General features: G+C 73.5%; 12 protein-coding genes. 1 reads left to right on the forward strand and 11 read right to left on the reverse strand.

Going from position 1 to position 15865, the window contains the following annotated elements; all coding sequences use genetic code 11:
* Window positions 1–115: 115 nt before the first annotated feature.
* Window positions 116–1060 (forward strand): EamA family transporter RarD, encoded by a 945-nt coding sequence (gene rarD, locus ACWAT2_RS07065; RefSeq protein ID WP_402372580.1) that lies wholly within the window; start codon window positions 116–118, stop codon window positions 1058–1060.
* 10 nt (window positions 1061–1070) lie between these two features.
* On the opposite strand, the gene ACWAT2_RS07070 is transcribed toward rarD, so the two are convergent.
* The 11 genes from ACWAT2_RS07070 to ACWAT2_RS07120 all read right to left on the reverse strand — a co-directional run bounded on the left by ACWAT2_RS07070 (window position 1071) and on the right by ACWAT2_RS07120 (window position 15863).
* Complete coding sequence (locus tag ACWAT2_RS07070) at window positions 1071–1742, reverse strand: hypothetical protein (RefSeq protein ID WP_402372583.1); 672 nt, start codon at window positions 1740–1742, stop codon at window positions 1071–1073.
* A gap of 23 nt (window positions 1743–1765) precedes the next feature.
* Complete coding sequence (locus ACWAT2_RS07075) at window positions 1766–2542, reverse strand: hypothetical protein (protein WP_402372584.1); 777 nt, start codon at window positions 2540–2542, stop codon at window positions 1766–1768.
* The gene (locus ACWAT2_RS07080) at window positions 2539–3015 is read right to left on the reverse strand and encodes an LpqN/LpqT family lipoprotein (RefSeq protein WP_402372586.1); all 477 of its coding nucleotides are present in this window, start codon (window positions 3013–3015) and stop codon (window positions 2539–2541) included. The genes ACWAT2_RS07075 and ACWAT2_RS07080 overlap by 4 nt, the downstream gene beginning before the upstream one ends.
* A 32-nt stretch (window positions 3016–3047) precedes the next feature.
* The gene (locus ACWAT2_RS07085; RefSeq protein ID WP_402372589.1) at window positions 3048–4253 is read right to left on the reverse strand and encodes a hypothetical protein; all 1206 of its coding nucleotides are present in this window, start codon (window positions 4251–4253) and stop codon (window positions 3048–3050) included.
* A 134-nt stretch (window positions 4254–4387) separates the two neighbouring features.
* Window positions 4388–4672, reverse strand: a complete 285-nt coding sequence (locus ACWAT2_RS07090; protein WP_402372592.1) for a WXG100 family type VII secretion target — start codon at window positions 4670–4672, stop codon at window positions 4388–4390.
* A gap of 120 nt (window positions 4673–4792) precedes the next feature.
* Window positions 4793–9271, reverse strand: coding sequence for an FtsK/SpoIIIE domain-containing protein (locus tag ACWAT2_RS07095; protein ID WP_402372594.1), 4479 nt, complete (start codon window positions 9269–9271; stop codon window positions 4793–4795).
* A 1-nt stretch (window position 9272) separates the two neighbouring features.
* Window positions 9273–9968, reverse strand: coding sequence for a hypothetical protein (locus ACWAT2_RS07100; RefSeq protein ID WP_402372597.1), 696 nt, complete (start codon window positions 9966–9968; stop codon window positions 9273–9275).
* A 19-nt stretch (window positions 9969–9987) separates the two neighbouring features.
* Entirely contained in the window at window positions 9988–11670 is a 1683-nt protein-coding gene (locus tag ACWAT2_RS07105; RefSeq protein WP_402372599.1) for a serine/threonine-protein kinase, read from the reverse strand.
* A 10-nt stretch (window positions 11671–11680) separates the two neighbouring features.
* The gene (locus tag ACWAT2_RS07110) at window positions 11681–13387 is read right to left on the reverse strand and encodes an FHA domain-containing protein (protein WP_402372601.1); all 1707 of its coding nucleotides are present in this window, start codon (window positions 13385–13387) and stop codon (window positions 11681–11683) included.
* Window positions 13384–14229 (reverse strand): PP2C family protein-serine/threonine phosphatase, encoded by an 846-nt coding sequence (locus ACWAT2_RS07115; RefSeq protein ID WP_402372603.1) that lies wholly within the window; start codon window positions 14227–14229, stop codon window positions 13384–13386. Before ACWAT2_RS07115 ends, ACWAT2_RS07110 begins: the two co-directional genes overlap by 4 nt.
* Window positions 14226–15863 (reverse strand): RDD family protein, encoded by a 1638-nt coding sequence (locus ACWAT2_RS07120; RefSeq protein ID WP_402372605.1) that lies wholly within the window; start codon window positions 15861–15863, stop codon window positions 14226–14228. Before ACWAT2_RS07120 ends, ACWAT2_RS07115 begins: the two co-directional genes overlap by 4 nt.
* Window positions 15864–15865: the final 2 nt, after the last annotated feature.

Genomic DNA, 15865 nt, shown 5'->3' on the forward strand with positions numbered 1-15865 from the left:
CAACCTGCCGAGCAAGGCCGCGGACGACCTTGCGGAGACAACCATAGCGGCCAGGTGGCCGCTGCGGAAATCCGTCCACCGTGGCACTTGTCACCCCGCGGCATATCCTGCGCTGGTGACCACCACCGCCGCCCCGCCCGCGCCCCGCTGGGGCCTGCCGCTGGGCCTGGGAGCCTTCCTCCTGTGGGGCGCCATGCCCCTCTACTTCCCGCTCCTCGAGCCCGCCGGCGCGGTCGAGATCATCGCGCACCGGATCGTGTGGTCGCTCGTGTTCTGCGTGCTGCTGCTCACCGTCACCCGGTCCCTGCGGACCTACACGGTGGTGTTCCGCAACCCCCGTACCCTGGGCGTGCTCACGGTCGCGGCGATCCTCATCGTCACCAACTGGGTGACGTACGTCTACGCGGTGCTCAGCGAGCACGTCCTGGACGCCGCGCTGGGCTACTACATCAACCCGCTGGTGACCGTCCTGCTGGGCGTGGTGGCGCTCCGCGAGCGGTTGCGGCCCGCGCAGTGGGTCGCCCTCGGCTTCGGCGCGGCCGCCGTCGTCGTCATCTCCACGGGGGTCGGCGGTCTGCCGTGGATCTCGCTGGTGCTGGCCTTCTCCTTCGGCAGCTACTCGCTGACGAAGAACCGCGCGGGGCGCACGGTCGGTGCGCTGCCGAGCCTCGCGGTGGAGACCACGGTGGCCGCTCCGTTCGCCCTGGCCTACCTCGGCTGGCTGACCGCCGCCGGTGTCTCCACGTTCGGGCAGCAGGGCGTCGGGCACGCCCTGCTGCTGGTCAGCGCCGGCATCGTCACCGGGGTGCCGCTGCTGCTCTTCGGGGCCGCTGCGCGTCGCCTGCCGCTGTCCGTGCTCGGGATGCTCCAGTACCTGACGCCGACGCTCCAGTTCCTCGTCGGCCTGCTCCTGTTCGGCGAGCACATGTCGCCGTCACGGTGGGTCGGGTTCGCTCTCGTGTGGGTCGCGCTCGTCGTCCTCACGGTCGACGGGACCCGGTCGGCACGGGCGACACGACTGGCCGCCGCCGCGAGTGCGACGGCGGCCGGGCGAGGCTGAGGCGGACCGGTCAGCCGGCCGCGCCCTTCCAGTCCCCGTTGAGGTTCAGCGACTGGTCGATGGTGGCCACGAAGTCCTGGGTGATCACGTCGTTCGCACCGGAGAGCTGCACCAGCGACGGGATCCCGTTGCCGTCGACCAGCGCCCAGACGACGCTCACGTACTGCTCGCCGCCCGAGGTGTAGGTGTAAGACGTGTTGGCCCGGTCCTCCTCGTCGCGGAGCGTGGTCACCGGCGCGTAGTTCTCGTCGGTGACACCCTGGCCCTCGACCTCGCCGATGAACCAGTCGATCGACTCCTGGGCGCTCATCTCCGCGCCGCCGGGCATGAACCCGATCCGGCCGGCGACGCCACCGGACTCGTTCGAGAGCTGGTGGACGTAGGACCAGCCGTCGGCGTCCCCGATCTCCTCCCAGTCGGACGGGATCCGCGCCGCGACGTGCTGGGCGTGGATGGTCGTCAGCTCGGCCGTCGTCGCCGGCGCCTCGGCCGTCTCCGGCTCCTCGGACGTGTCGGTCCCGGCGTCGGCACCCGAGTCCGCCGCGGCCGACTCCGACGCCCCGGCGTCCTCGCCGACAGGCTCGATCTCGCCGACGCTGAAGGAGCACGCGGTCAGGGCCGGAGCGACGACCAGGACGGCGAACGCCGCCTGGAGCCGACGGCGGGTCATGGTGTGAGTCATGCGAATCCTCGGTGGTGTGGGGGCTACTTCTCGAACATCCGGGCGCCGAACCAGTCGAACCGCGGCCGCCAGCCGTGGTTGCGCAGGACGGTGAAGACCGGAACCTTCGCGTCGGCGGGCCGGATCGACACGACACCCTCCCACGAGGTCCGCGGCCCGGCGGAACCCGACACGGTGACCTGCCCGTCCGCACCCTCGACGACGGTCATGTTGCTCTGCCCGGCCGTCCGGCCGCGGTGCCAGGTCCAGTTCGCCCGGACGAAGGCGCCACCGGGACCGATGGCGGCACGAGCGTCCGCCTTCCCGGAGTACTCGACGAACTTGTAGGTCGACCGGGTCGGGTCCAGGTCGACCTCCATCCGCCAGGCGTAGGCGGTCCGACCCTTGACGAAGAGGGTTTGCCAGCGCATCTCCTCGACCTTCCAGCGGACCTCGACCTGGACGCCCCGGGGGGTCGGCGCGGCCTCGATCAGGTAGGGCAGGCCCTCGGCGTTCATGCCGACGAGGTCGGCGACCACCTGGTCGACGCCGGTGGCTCCGCCCGCCGCGGCGACCGGGGCGTCGGGCACCTCGGCGCGCTCGCGCTCGGCCGCGGCGCGCATGCCGCGCCGCAGCGTCCACATGCCGCGGAGGAAGACCAGGATGCCCGCGACGACGATGAGGCCGATGCCCAGAGCGGTCCGGCCGTTCACGAGGGCGAGCACGCCGCCGGCGAGCAGCACGATGCCGGCGACGAACACGACCTGTCGGCTGACGACGGCGACCCGCGCCGTCCGGTCCGGGGCCTGCGCGCCGGTCACCGGCTCACCAGGTCGAAGCTGTCCTGGATCGCCCGGATCGTCGGCCAGACCTCGGTGGCCTGCTGGCCCGCGCAGGTGCCGGTGATCTCGACGACGTCCCGCACGCCGTCGTGCTCCACCACGGCGATGCGCAGCGCCTGGGCGATCGTGCCGGTCTGCTCGGTGGTCCAGGCGCCCTCGACGCGAGCGGCCGGGAAGCCGGCCAGCGTCGTCTCCGTCCGCCCGACCTCCTCGTAGCCCGGCGTGGCCTCGAGCTTGTCGACGGCCTGGCGGACGACGTCCTCGAAGGACTGCTCGGGCCGCAGGCGCTGCATGACGACGATGACGTTGGGCCGGAACTCGCCCGCAGGCCGTTCCTGGGTGATCGCCAGCTGCGCCGGGGGGACGGAGTGCGGGGACCAGCCCTCGGGGCAGTCCATGGTGACCTGCGGGAAACCCGGGAAGGTCTCGCTGGGGTAGGAGACGGTAGTCATGCTTCCATCCAATCAGTCGATGCCATCGACGGTCACCACCAGCCGCCGGTGATGCCGTCGACGAAGCCCCCACCCAGGTCGGTGATGGCGTCCACGGTCTCGGCGGGCGACCAGTCGAACGAGACGTCGAACCCGCCACCGATGCCCAGCGCGGCACCCAGCTCGAGGTCGACGGAGACGTTGTCGAGGCCCACGTTGACGTCGGCGTTCGCCGTGACGCCGACGCCGGCGTAGGCGGTCGCCCCGGCCTCGGCGGTCACACCTGCAGCAGTGACCGACCCCTCGGCGGAGGCCTCGGCCCCGGCGAAGGCGTCGACGCCGGCACTGACACCCAGGCCGTCCGGACCCAGGGACACGCCGCCGTTGGCCTCGGCCCGGGCACCGGCGAAGACCTCCGCCGACCCGGAGGCGCCGAGGTGGTCGCCGTAGCCGACCTCACCGCTCGCGCTCGCGCCGACGCCGGCGTTGGCCCCGACGGAGCCCTCGGCGACCAGGCCGTTCTCCGAGAGGGTCACCGAGCCGGACGCGTCGTAGCCGGCGCCCGCGGCCACCCCGGCCTCGCCGGAGCCGTGCACACCGTCCTCGGAGCCGAACTCGCCGTCGACGCCGTTCTCGTAGCCGGCGAACCCGCCTGTCTCGCCCTCGGCGAGCGTGTGATGGACGTTGCCGCGCTCCGCCGCGCTGGCGGCGTTCTCGCCGTCGGCACTCGGCGTGTAGCCGTCCTCGCCGTACGTGCCGTGCCGCTCGTAGATGTCCTGCGTGCCACGATGCGTGCTCTGGTCCAGCGGGTCGTAGTCCGGGTCGTTGCGGTCGGTCGGCCGGTCCGTCGGGCTGGAGCCCGGTGTGGGGAGCGGGTTCCCCCCGTCGTCCTCGGAGTCGCCGTCCGCGGCGCCACCGCCGCCACCGCCGCTACCGCCGCCCGTGCCACCGCCACCCGTGCCCGGTGCGCCACCGCCACCGGTGTAGTCGTCCGAGGTGCGTGCCTGGTCCTCGGCGTTCTCCCGGACCTTCGTCGCGACGTCGCGCAGCAGGTCGGCGGTGTCCCGGAGCCGGACCACGTGGGTGTCGCCCCACTCCGCACGGAAACCGTCGCCGTCCGGTCCGCCCCAACCGTCCTGGCCGGGGATAGCCGTCTCGACCGTCACCACCACGGAGTCCAGGGCGTCACCGCCCTCCGCGATCTTGTCAGCGAGCAGGCGCAGCGCCTCGACGTCGGCGCCGTACATCCCTCCGCTCACAGCTCCTCCTCATAGCCCCGCCGCGCACCGCGCCCGGGATCGCCCTCGGTCTGCTTCCGAACCAGCGACCGAGGGGTGCGGCACAGCACCGCACCCCTCGTGTCTCTCCCGCCGAGCGGGAGCTGCCTCGCGCGTCAGTACGCGTTCGAGGTGTCCTCCTGCTGCGAGGCGTTGTTGTCCGCCGTGGTGGCGTAGCCGTCGAGCGCCGCGGCGATCTCGTTCAGCTTCGCGGCGTGCGTGCCGTCCCACTCCTCCTGGAACTGCACGGCGTCGGGGCCGTTCCACTCGGTCTGACCCATCTGCGTGGTGATCGTCGTGACGCTCGTGCGGACGACCTCCGCCTGCTCGCGCAGGACGCCGGCCAGGCTCCGGACTGCCTCGACATCAAGACCGAAGACGTTGCCACCCTCTGCGACCATGTCATGCTCCTTCGTTCAGGGCCGTCCCGTGCAGGACAGCCGACTGTTGGCTTCGACGTCACACACTCAACCAGAGCGCGTGACGGCAGGGAATGGGGAGCGCTCCCCATCCCCGGGACGTCACCCCGGGAGGGCGACGTGGATCTTGGCGGCCCGGCCCGCGGTGATGAGGAACCCCCGCCCGGGCGGGAAGTCCTTGCGGCGGAGCCGACCCAGCGGGGTGTTCATCAGGACGTCCCCGTCCGTGTCACCCGGGGTGAGCAGGATGCCGTTGCGGCCGGACTTGAACGGCCCGGCCAGGGTGAAGGCCTTCGACCAGGTCGAGGTCTCCGACTCGCCGACCACGAGCTGCTCCTTGCGGACCGCGAGCTTGACGAACGCCTCGAGCGGCTTCTCGGCCGGTGTGCCCGTCAGCTCCGTGTAGTTCTCGACCATCACGGTCAGGCCGCCCGCCGGGTAGCGGTCCTCCTGGAGGTCGGCCGTGAGCTCCTTGAGGATCTCGACGACGTCCTCCGGGTTCGCCGCCTGCCGGTCCCACAGCTCCAGGGCACCGAGGCTGGTCCGACGTGACGACAGGTAGACGAGGCGGGTCCGCCCGGCCCTTCGCAGCGTGGTCGCGAGGGTGACGAACGCCGTCGTGCGGCCCGACCCCGGCGGCCCCGCCAGCATGAAGGGCGACCGTGCCGGGAGCCCCACCGGCGCCATGTCGAGGTCGCGCAGGCCGATCGTCGCCTGGTCCCCGACGAACGGGGGCAGGGCGTCGAGCCCGAAGCTGTCGGGGAGCCGCGCCACGCCGGGCGCCTGCGCGGCGCCCATCCGTCGCATCGTCTGCTCCAGCCTCGCGAGCTCGCGCGACTGCACCGCCCCGTTCGACTCCCCACCGAGGACGGCGATCTGGGCCTCCTGGCCGTACATGATCGCCCGACCGGGGGCCGACGCGGGGTTGAGGACGTCGCGGGGGACGTTCAGCATCAGGTAGTCGTCCTCGCGCGCCAGGCGGTGCACGATGCGCTTCTGCACCGTGGAGTTCAGGGACGGCGGCACCGAGACGGCCCGGTCGCCCGACATCACGAGGTGGATCCCCACCGGTCGTCCGTCCGTGGCGAGCTGGGTGAACGCCCCGAAGATCGAGAATCCTCGCACGGAGGACACCTCGTAGGAGTCGCGGAACGTGCCGATGCCGTCCACCAGCACGATGATCCGCGGCTCCTCGGGCCGGTCCGCGATCCGCCGGTACTCGTCGATGGTGCTGGCCCGCACCTCGGCGTACCGGGCGGACCGCTCGTCGAGCAGCCCGGTCAGCCGGCGCATCAGGCGGGTGATCCGCTCCTCGTCGTCACCGGAGATGACCGCACCGACATGCGGGAGGTTCTCCAGCATGGACAGCCCGCCGGACCCGCAGTCGATGCCGTAGACCTGCGTCGGGCCGCCGCGGGCGGTCAGGCCCGCCGAGACGGCGATGGTGCGCAGCGTCGTGCTCTTGCCCGTGCCGCCCGTGCCGTACACCGCCAGGTTGCCGTCGGTGTCGGGTTCGTAGTGGACCGTCGGCTGCGCCTGGGCGTGCGGGTCGTCGAGCACGCCCAGCAGCAGCCGGGAGTCGGTGCGGGGGTTGGGCAGGAGGGCCAGGTCGTAGGTCGCGGCCAGCTCCTCCAGCCATGGCTTGCGCGGCGCCGGCACCCCCGCGCTCGAGGCGGCCTGGCGGATGGTGGCGACCATCCGCGCGATGTCGTTCGGTCCGGGGTCGACGTCGTCCGACGTGTCGGGCGCGGGCATCTCCCAGCGCCGCCCCGTGCCGAAGTCCATCTCCTCGACCTCGACCTGGGTGTGCTGCGGCTCGTCGCTCGTCCAGCCGCCGGCATAGCCCGTCTGGAACGTCGTGATGCGGCCCGGCCCGGTCTTCGCCGCACCGCGGCCGGGGATCGACGGCGAGAAGTGCGCCGCCATCTCGTCCCCGAGCACGTCCTTGGAGTCGGACTCGTCGGCCATGCGCAGCGCGATACGCAGGTTGGTGTTCGCCCGCAGGTTGTCCTTGATGACGCCGGCGGGGCGCTGCGTGGCGAGGATGAGGTGCAGCCCGAGCGAGCGCCCCCGCTGGGCGACGTCCACCACGCCGTCGACGAACTCGGGGACCTCTCCCACCAGCGCCGCGAACTCGTCGACCACGATGATCAGGCTCGGTGGCGCCTCGGGGTCGCCGGTGCGCTCCAGGGAGGCGAGGTCCTTGGCCTTCTTCCGGTTGAGCAGGTGCTCGCGGTAGTGGAGCTCGGCACGCAGCGACGACAGCGCGCGCCGCACCAGGTGCGGCGAGAGGTCGGTGACCAGGCCGACCGTGTGCGGCAGGTCGACGCAGTCCGCGAAGGCCGCCCCGCCCTTGTAGTCGACGAACAGGAACGTCACGCGGTCGGGGCTGTGCGCCGCCGCCATCCCGAGCACCCAGGACTGCAGGAACTCCGACTTGCCGGCACCGGTGGTCCCGCCCACGAGGGCGTGCGGCCCTTGGGTGCGCAGGTCGAGGTAGAACTCCTCGACGCCGTTGTGCCCGATGAGTGCACGCAGGTCGGTCGGGCTCTTGCGGCGTACCGGCGGGGACCCGTCGCGCGGCGTGAGCGACAGGTTCTCCCGCCACCGGTCCACCACCCCGGCCGCGTCCGATCCGAGGTCGGTCCCCACGAGCGCCAGGTAGGACACCGAGCGGGGCAGGTCGGACTCGTCCTCGGCGGGCGCGCCGACGTCGACCACCGGGGACAGGATCCGGGCGACCTCGTAGGCCGTCGCCAGGTCGGCCGTCTCGCAGGTCACGGGGTAGGTCAGGCGGCCGTAGTGCACCTCGCCGGTCATCCCGCTCTCCTCGCGCGACTGCGGGTCGAGCAGGACGAAGGTGCGGCAGGCGGCGGGCAGCTGCTCCACCGTCGGGGCGACCCAGACGACGTGCACGTTCGCGGACGGGCCGCGCTCGGCGAGCCGGACGAGGCGCGACCGGTCGAGCGGTGCGTCGTCCTCGACGAGGACGACGACGGCGGGCAGGACGGGCTTCGGGGACCGCTCCTCGGCGTCCTTCTTCGGGTCCCGCTCGCCCTCGAACGGCGGCGGACCGTCGAGCACGACGCCGCGCGCCTCGATCAGTCCTTCGAGGCGGGTGAGGAGCGCCGTCCCCCGACCGGGGTCCGCGGCCAGGTGGTCGGAGGCGCCCAGAGGGCTGTGGGGCGACCCGGTGTGCGGGACCCACTGCAGCCACTCCCAGTCCTCGCGGGAGCGGTGCGAGGTGAGCGCGGTGACGACCATCTCCGCGGGCGAGTGCAGCGCCACGAGCTGCAGCAGGGCGGCCCGGGCGACGGACTCGACGACGCCGCTGGGTCCGGCCAGGCCGACGTTCCCGCCGTAGCGCAGCGCGGCGACGGTCGGGACGTCGTCGATCACCTCGCAGCGCGCCTTGAGGTCCAGCACCTTGTCCCAGTGCTCGGGGATCGCCTCGTTCTCCCGAGGCTCGGTGAACTCGGTGCGTGCCGGGGCGCTGCCCGTCCCCAGCCGGAGCGTCAGGAACCCGCGGTGCTCGGGGCGGTGGGTCCACATCAGCCCGCCGAGCCGGCGCACGGCGTCGATCGCCTCCGTGAGGGAGGGGGCCTCGGCCCGGCGCACGGCCCGCTCGATCGCGTGGGTCCGCACGATCCGTTCCCCGGTGGCCTCGACCGCCTCCTCGAACAGCCGTGACGCCTCGGCGAACTGCTTCTTCGCGTTCGTCTTCCGGTCGAGGTACATCGCGATCATGATCAGCGGGCTCATGAACATGAAGATGAGCATCCGCGGGTTGTCGAAGATGACGAACATCGCGAGGCCCATGAGGGCCGGGACCATCATCGGCAGCCAGGGCAGGCGCCGGGGCGGCTCGGGCCGCGGCGGCTTCGGCGCGGCGATGTCGGTCTCGCCGAACCGGGCCACCACCCGTGGGGACCGGTTGAACTCCACCACCGGGCTCGTCGGGGCCAGGCTGGTCGACCGGTGCAGGGAGACGACGGAGACGACGCTCCCGCCGACGGTCACGGTGTCGGACGACGTGAGCGCGGAACGCGTCATCCGCTGGCCGCCCATCACGAGGCCGTTCGCCGAGTCGAGGTCGTGGACCTCCACCTGCTCGCCGATGATGATGCGCGCGTGCCGCTTGGAGACCTGCGGGTCCTGGAGCCGGACGTCCATGTCGCGGTCCCGCCCCAGGTACGACGTGCCGACGGGCAGGTGGAACTCACGACCCGCGTCCGGGCCCTCCAGCACGCGCAGCACGGCGACGGCGGCGCCGCGGTCCTGACCGGGGTGGACGAACTGCTCCGAGACGCGGACGATCGACACGGCCGAGCCCGACCGCAGCCCCGCCTGGACGATGTCGCTGGTCGGGGTGAGCACCCGGCCCGCGGAGACGTTGCGCTGCGCCGAGCCGTCGCCGAGGATCTGCAGCGTGAGGTTGTCCGGTGCCGGTGCCCCGTTGCGGGTGGGGTCGGCCGTGAACAGCACCTCGGCCACGTCGCGGACGCTCGCGGTGGCGTCCGCGGTGACGGCCACGTTGACGGCCGACTCGTCCGGCCGGCTCAGGGTCAGCTTGATGCGCACGTCAGACGTCGTCCTTCAGGTCGAGGAGGGGGAGGTCGTCAGCGGTCACGAGCCGGGAGGTGACGGCGTGCTCGACGAGGCGCGCCCGGCGGTTGGTCGCAGCCCCGCCCGGGCCGCCGCGCAGGCCTCGGACGCCGATGCGGTCGAGCTTGTCGCAGACGTTGTCGAGCTTGCGGTTGAACCGCGTCGTCGCCCAGCCGAGGCGCCGTGCCGCGTCCGCGCTGGACGGGATCTCGCTGAGCCCCGTGCCCTCACGGCGCAGCATCGGCTCGGCGAGCGCCACGATGAGCTGCTTCTGGCTGACGGTGAACCGGACGGCGCCGATGGTGGTGGCACCGGTCGAGGACTCCTCGGTGCCGATCTCGTAGTAGGGAGCGTCCCGCAGGGAGGCGGTCAGCTCGTACGTGGTGGGACCCGCGGTGAAGACCACCGATGTCGTGGGGAACACGACTGGCAGCCGGTTCCCGGGCGGCAGCCAGGACTGCACGCCGCCCCGCAGGTCGCAGACGGTGGCCGCGACGGCCGAGCCGATGTTGCTCAGCCACCAGATGCCCTCCTCGCTGGTGAATCGCAGGAACCGACGGTGCAGGTAGAGGTTGTCGTCGATCGCCAGGTCGCCCTCGCGGCCGATGTCGAACGGCTCGCCCGGGTCCGGGTGGAACCACTCACCGCAGAACTCGATCGCCAGCTCGCCCATCTGTCCCCCTTCCTGTCGCTCAGGCCTCGTCCGCGCACACCTGCGTCACGTCGGACGGCTTGCTGTCCCGCACCACGACGACCTCGACGCAGACGTTCTGGTCCGGGTCGTCGGGCACCCGCACGGTGGTCTCGTCGGTCTCCTCGTACCGCGACTCGGAGGTCAGGGAGAGCTGCCGCCAGCCGTAGACGTCACCCTCGTGCGCCTCGCGCGGCGGCTCCCAGGTCACCACGACCTCGTCACCGTCGACCGCGACGTCCAGCTCGCGGACAGGTGGGACGTAGCCGCCGAGCGGTGCGACCGGGTCCACGGCGGTCGCCTCGGCGCTGGGGCCGGCCTCCGGCGACGTCCCGGAGCCCGAGACCAGCCACCAGACCACGCCGCCGACGACGAGGAGCCCGGCCGCGCCGCCGACCAGCGGCCACCACGAGGTCGAGCGGGTCGCGGCGCCGTCGTCGGCGTCTTCGCCGGTGTCCGACGACGGCGCCTGGGTCCGGTGCACCGTCTCGTCGACGGGGACACCGGCCCACTCCTGGCCGGTGCCGACCGTGGGGACGAACCCGGGACCGGGCGCCCCGGGCCCGTTGCCGGGTGCGCCGACCAGCGGCACGGACGCTCCGCCGGTGGACGGTGCCTGCGGGCTCGCGGCCGATCCCCAGGAGCCCGGGCTCGCGGCCGATCCCCAGGAGCCGGGGGACCCCGCCGATGCCGCAGACCCCGCCGACCCGGCCGACCCCACCGACGGCAGCCCCTGGCCGGGATCGATGGCGGTGATCCGGTTCATCCGCGTGCCGTCGGCCGCGTCGTCCTCCTCCGCGTGCACAGAGCCGGACTCGTCGAGGATGTCGATCGGCGTCATGTCGCGCGCCAGCTCGACCTGGACCTGCTGCAGCGCACGGGCGAAGGCCAGCGCGGTCGGGTACCGCGAGCCCGGCTGCTTGGCCATCGCGATCCGCAGCACCCGCTCGAGCGAGTCCGGGACGTCCCCACGGCCCGTGCCCGGTAGCGGCGCGGTCGCGATGCGGCTCATGAGGTCCGCCGAGGCGTTCGACCCGCCGGGCACCTCGAACGGGGTGCGGCCGGCGAGCAGCGTGTAGCAGGTGGCACCGAGCGCCCAGACGTCGGTGGCGATCCCGCTGACCGGCGGGTCGCCGAACGACTCGGGCGGCGACCACGGGATGGACATGCCCTCCGCGACGGACACCGAGTCCACCGTGGAGGAGATGCCGAAGTCGGTCAGCGCGGGGTGGCCGAACTGGGTCACCAGGATGTTGGCCGGCTTGATGTCCCGGTGCAGGATGCCGAGCCGGTGCGCCGTCTCCACCGCGCCGGCGATCTGGATCGTGGTCCGCATCGCCTCCGCGACGGAGAACCGCTCGGTGCGGTAGCGCGACCCGAGGTTCGGGCGGGAGCAGTGCTCCATCGCCAGGTAGGGGCGGTTGTCCGGCGTCACCCCCGCCTCGAACATCGTGACGATCGACGGGTGGTTGCCGAGCGTCGCCATGAGGTCCGCCTCGGCGTCGAAGGCGGCTCGCTGGGCGTCGCTCGACCACTCCTTGAGGAGCACCTTCACCGCGACCGGGCGCCGGGGCCGGCGCTGCTCGTACAGGAAGACGTCGGAGAACCCGCCGGAACCGATCAGCTTGCGGAACTCGTACCCGGGGATCTCGGGAGGCGCCGAGGGGGCGCGCTTGCTGCTCATGCGCCCGCCCTCACCAGATGCCCTCGAAGGTGAGCGCCACGCCGTCGCCGAGCTCCACGACGTCGCCGTCCGCGATGATCTCCTTCTGGTTCGGGTGCAGGCGGCGGGGCTCCTGGCCCGGGCGCAGCAGCATGGTGCCGTTGGTGGTCGCGAGGTCCTCCACCAGCACGTGCCACTCCTCGAGCGTGACCTCGACGTGGGACCGCGAGATGTCCTGCTGCGGGCTCGCCACGGTCACGAGCCGCGGCATCCGGTCCGCGGAGGTGGTGGACGTCCGGGGCCGGCGCCCCACGACCACGTCGCGGTCCAGGTCGACCGCCTGGCCGCCGTCGACCTCGTTGACGCCGCCGGTGGCCGTGCCGGACGAGACCAGGATGCGTCCCAGCAGCGGGCGGGGCACCAGGTGCGGGTCGCCCTCCAGCGCCGCGTTGCAGGTGCGGCAGTGCTCGCGCGTCGGCGGGTTGGGGTGGCGCTGGGAGCAGGTCAGCGCCAGCACGTCCTGGGCGCCCGCGGGTGCGGGCACGTCGAACTGCGGCACCCCGCCGGCGGCCTCGCGCAGCGCGGCGAGCTCGCCCGACATGATGGTGTGGCCGTCGTGGTCGTCGAGGACACCGGGCTCCTGGCCCGGCTCGGACGGCGGAGCCTGGTCTGCGCTGATGGCGGCCGCCCGCGAGGCGGCCGCGGGGGTCCCGGCACCGGGGACCTCGGCGATCAGCCCACCGGGCTCGGGCAAGGGAGCCGGCACGGGCTCCGGCGCAGGTGCGGGCGCCGGTGGCGTCGCCTCCGACGGTGTCGCGGGCGCCGGGACGGCGGCGGCAGGCTCGTCCTCGCCCTCGTCGTCCTCCGTGACCCGCACCGCGGCGTCCTCGACGCGGCGGAAGACGGTGTCGCCGAACAGGTGCTCGTAGCCGTCGCCGTCGTCACCCATGACGGTCTCCTCGGAGACCGGCGAGACGGTCTCCCCGTCGTCGGCGCCGTCGTCGGTCGCTTCCCCGGCAGCGCCGTCGGTGCGACCGTCGTGGCCGGCGGGTACCGGGCGGGCCGGCGGCGCGGGCGTCGGGGCGGGGCTGTCGACGCTGCCGACGATCGTCTCCTGGCTGGGGACCGTGACGAACTTCTGCCCCGGCACCGGCCACGCGCTCGGGTCGGCGGGAGCGGGGGCGGGGGGTACGTCGGCGGCAGCCGCAGGCGCCTCGGCCCCGGACTCGCCGCCCTGCACGAGGTTGCCCTGCACGAGGTCCCCGAGCCGCACCGCGTCCGCACGGATCACGCCTCCGACCAGCGGCCACGCCGCGGCACCCGGGCTCGCGGCGCCTGCCGTGCGAACGACGACGGAGGTCGCGTCGTCGACCACGCGCTCCGCCCACATGAGGACGTCGGCGCCCGTCACCTCGACGTCTCCCGACCCCGTCGCCACCACGGCCGACGCCGCGGTCCCCCGCACGGCGACCCGCGCCGTGCCGGTGGTGGCGTCCCAGGTCGCCACCGCGAACGGCGGGATGTCCGTCAGGGCGCCGGCCACCTGGGCGAGCACGCCGACGACCGCCACGACACCCGCCGGGGGCACCCCGCCGTCGTCGGGGCGACCGCTCGCTTCCGGCAGCACCGCCCAGAGCCGGGCGACCAGGTCCGCGTCGACCGGTGCGGGCAGCAGCACCACGGTGCCACCTCGCACGATCGCCCGTGCGTCGCCCTCGGTGTACTCGGCCCTCGTCATGCGTCCTCCAGTCCTTGCTCCCGCGCGGGCCACGCCCCGGTCGGCACCGTGTCCTCGTCCGGCGCGAAGGCGCCGCGCGGGGTGGTCGTCGTCCCTTCCGTGCCGTCCGCGGCGCTCGCGACGTCCACCACGATCACGGTGATGTTGTCGCGTCCGCCGGCCGCGATCGCCTCGTCGACGAGCCTGCCCGCCGCCTCCTGCGGGTCCGGGTGCTCGAGGAGGAGCTGGGCGATCCGCTCGTCGGTGAGCTCGAGGGTGAGCCCGTCCGAGCACACCAGCAGCCGATCATCCACCACGACCGGGACGTACCGGAAGTCGGGGCTCGGCGTGTCGTCGGCTCCGAGCGCCCGGGTCACCACGTTGCGACGCGGGTGCTCGCGCGCCTCCTCCTCCGTGAGCAGGCCGGCGTCGACGAGCTGCTGGACCTCCGAATGGTCCACGCTCACCTGGTCCAGCGTCCCCGCGGACATCAGGTAGGTCCGCGAGTCGCCGACGTTGACGAACAGCCAGTAGGGCACGTCGTCCTGGTAGGCGACGACGGCGCCGGTCAGGGTGGTCCCCGCACCCCGTCCGCCCGGACCGGTCTCGATGCCGCGCACCCGCTCCTGCGCCGCCGCGACCAGGTCGACCACGACGTCCGGGTCGATGCGCGCGACGTCCCGCAGGGGGCTCAGCGCCTCGAGCGCGAAGGCGCTGGCGACCTCGCCCGCGTCGTGCCCGCCCATGCCGTCCGCCACGAGGAAGACCCCGTCGCCCGCGAGGAACCCGTCCTCGTTGACGCGGCGTCGGCGGCCCTCGTGAGTCGCCGCTCCCCAGCTCAGCACCAGCTCGGCGGCGCTCATGGACGCCGCCCGGGGTGGACCACGATGCGCCGGTCGCCGACATGGATCGTCGACCCTGTCGGCACCCGGACCCGTGCACCGGGCTCCGCCACGCGCGGCGGCAGACCCGCCGACGAGATCACCGTGCCGTTGGTCGACCCTCGATCGGTGAGCCAGAGCCCTGCGGAGTCGACGCCGAGGTCCGCGTGGTTCTTCGACACCGAACGGGTCGGGTCGTCGACACGGATCAGACGGACGTCCTCCCCTGCCGTCGCCTCCGGGTTGCGGCCGATCCGGGCGAGCCCGTCGACGGCCTGCCGCTCGCCCGACTCCAGCTCGAGCTCGACGACGGCGACGGGCGCGGGCGACAGGGCCTGCTGCTGGACGGGTGCCTGCATCCGCGTGGCGCCGAACGACGTGTGCTCCTCCGGGAGGCTCACCGGCTGCTCAGGCTGCTCCGGCTGCTCGACCGGAGCCGGTTCCGGCGCGGGGGCAGCAGGAGCCGGTTCCGGCGCGGGAGCAGCAGGAGCCGGAGCCGGCGCGGGAGCAGCAGGAGCCGGTTCCGGCGCGGGGGCAGCAGGAGCCGGTTCCGGCGCGGGAGCAGCAGGAGCCGCCTGGGTGGCGGGCCCGGGGGCGGGGACGTCGTCCGGGCTCTCGGCGGCCACCCCGGGCACGCCGGTGATGAGACCGTCTCCGGCCGCCGGGGCCGGTGCCTGGTAGGCGGCGTACGGGTCGGGGGCGGCCGACGGCGGGTATCCGGCCGCCGTCGGTGGCTGGGCCGGTGGCGACGGCCGGACCGGCGTCGGCGCCACGGAGGCCGGGCCGGGCGCGGGTGCCACCGGAGCGGCAGCAGGCACCGACGGCGGGTAGGTCGCGGCCGCCGGTGCGGCCGGCCGGGCAGCAGCCGCGGACGCGGAGGTGCGCGCGTCGACGACGACGGCCTTCCCGGCCTTGTCGTGCCAGCCCTGCCTGCGACCGGACGCGTCCCACAGCGGGCTGAGCAGCACCACGTACTGGCCGATGCCGATGACGAGCGAGCCGGCTGCCACGACGAGTGAGCGCAGGAAGGCCCGGCCGACCCCGATCGGCATCCCACCCTCCGCGCTCTGCACCCGCATGCCCAGGAGCAGGTGTCCGAGGGTCTTGCCCGACCGGCCCTCCCAGATCAGCTGGCACAGCCCGTACGCGAGCAGGACGGCGAGCGCCAGCACGATCACGACCAGCATCTGGCTGAGTGCCGCCGCGAACTCCGGGTCGCCCGGGTAGTACGTCCCGGCGGGCAGGTCGACGAACAGGAACCCGAGGCCGTACACGAGCCCGAAGAGGAGACCGGCGCCGGCACCGTCGATCAGGAAGGCGACGAACCGCTTGCCCACGTGGGCGTAGGAGGGCGCGACCAGGGCGGGCTCGGGCGTCTGGTGCCATGCCGCCGGGACCTGCGTGGCCGTCATCAGCTCGGGCTCGGTGGTCGTGTTCACCGCGACCGGCTCCCCCGGGTCCCCCCGGCCGAACGACTGCTGGAACGCGCCGCGCGGCCCTTCCGGGGAGACCTCCACCGGCCTGCCCGTCCGCGGGAACTGGCGCCCGCACACGGCGCAGAACGGTGCGCCCTCCCGCTGGGTCGAGCCGCAGCCCGCACAGACCACGTCACTCATCG

The sequence above is a fragment of the Isoptericola sp. GX10416 genome, from assembly GCF_056590155.1.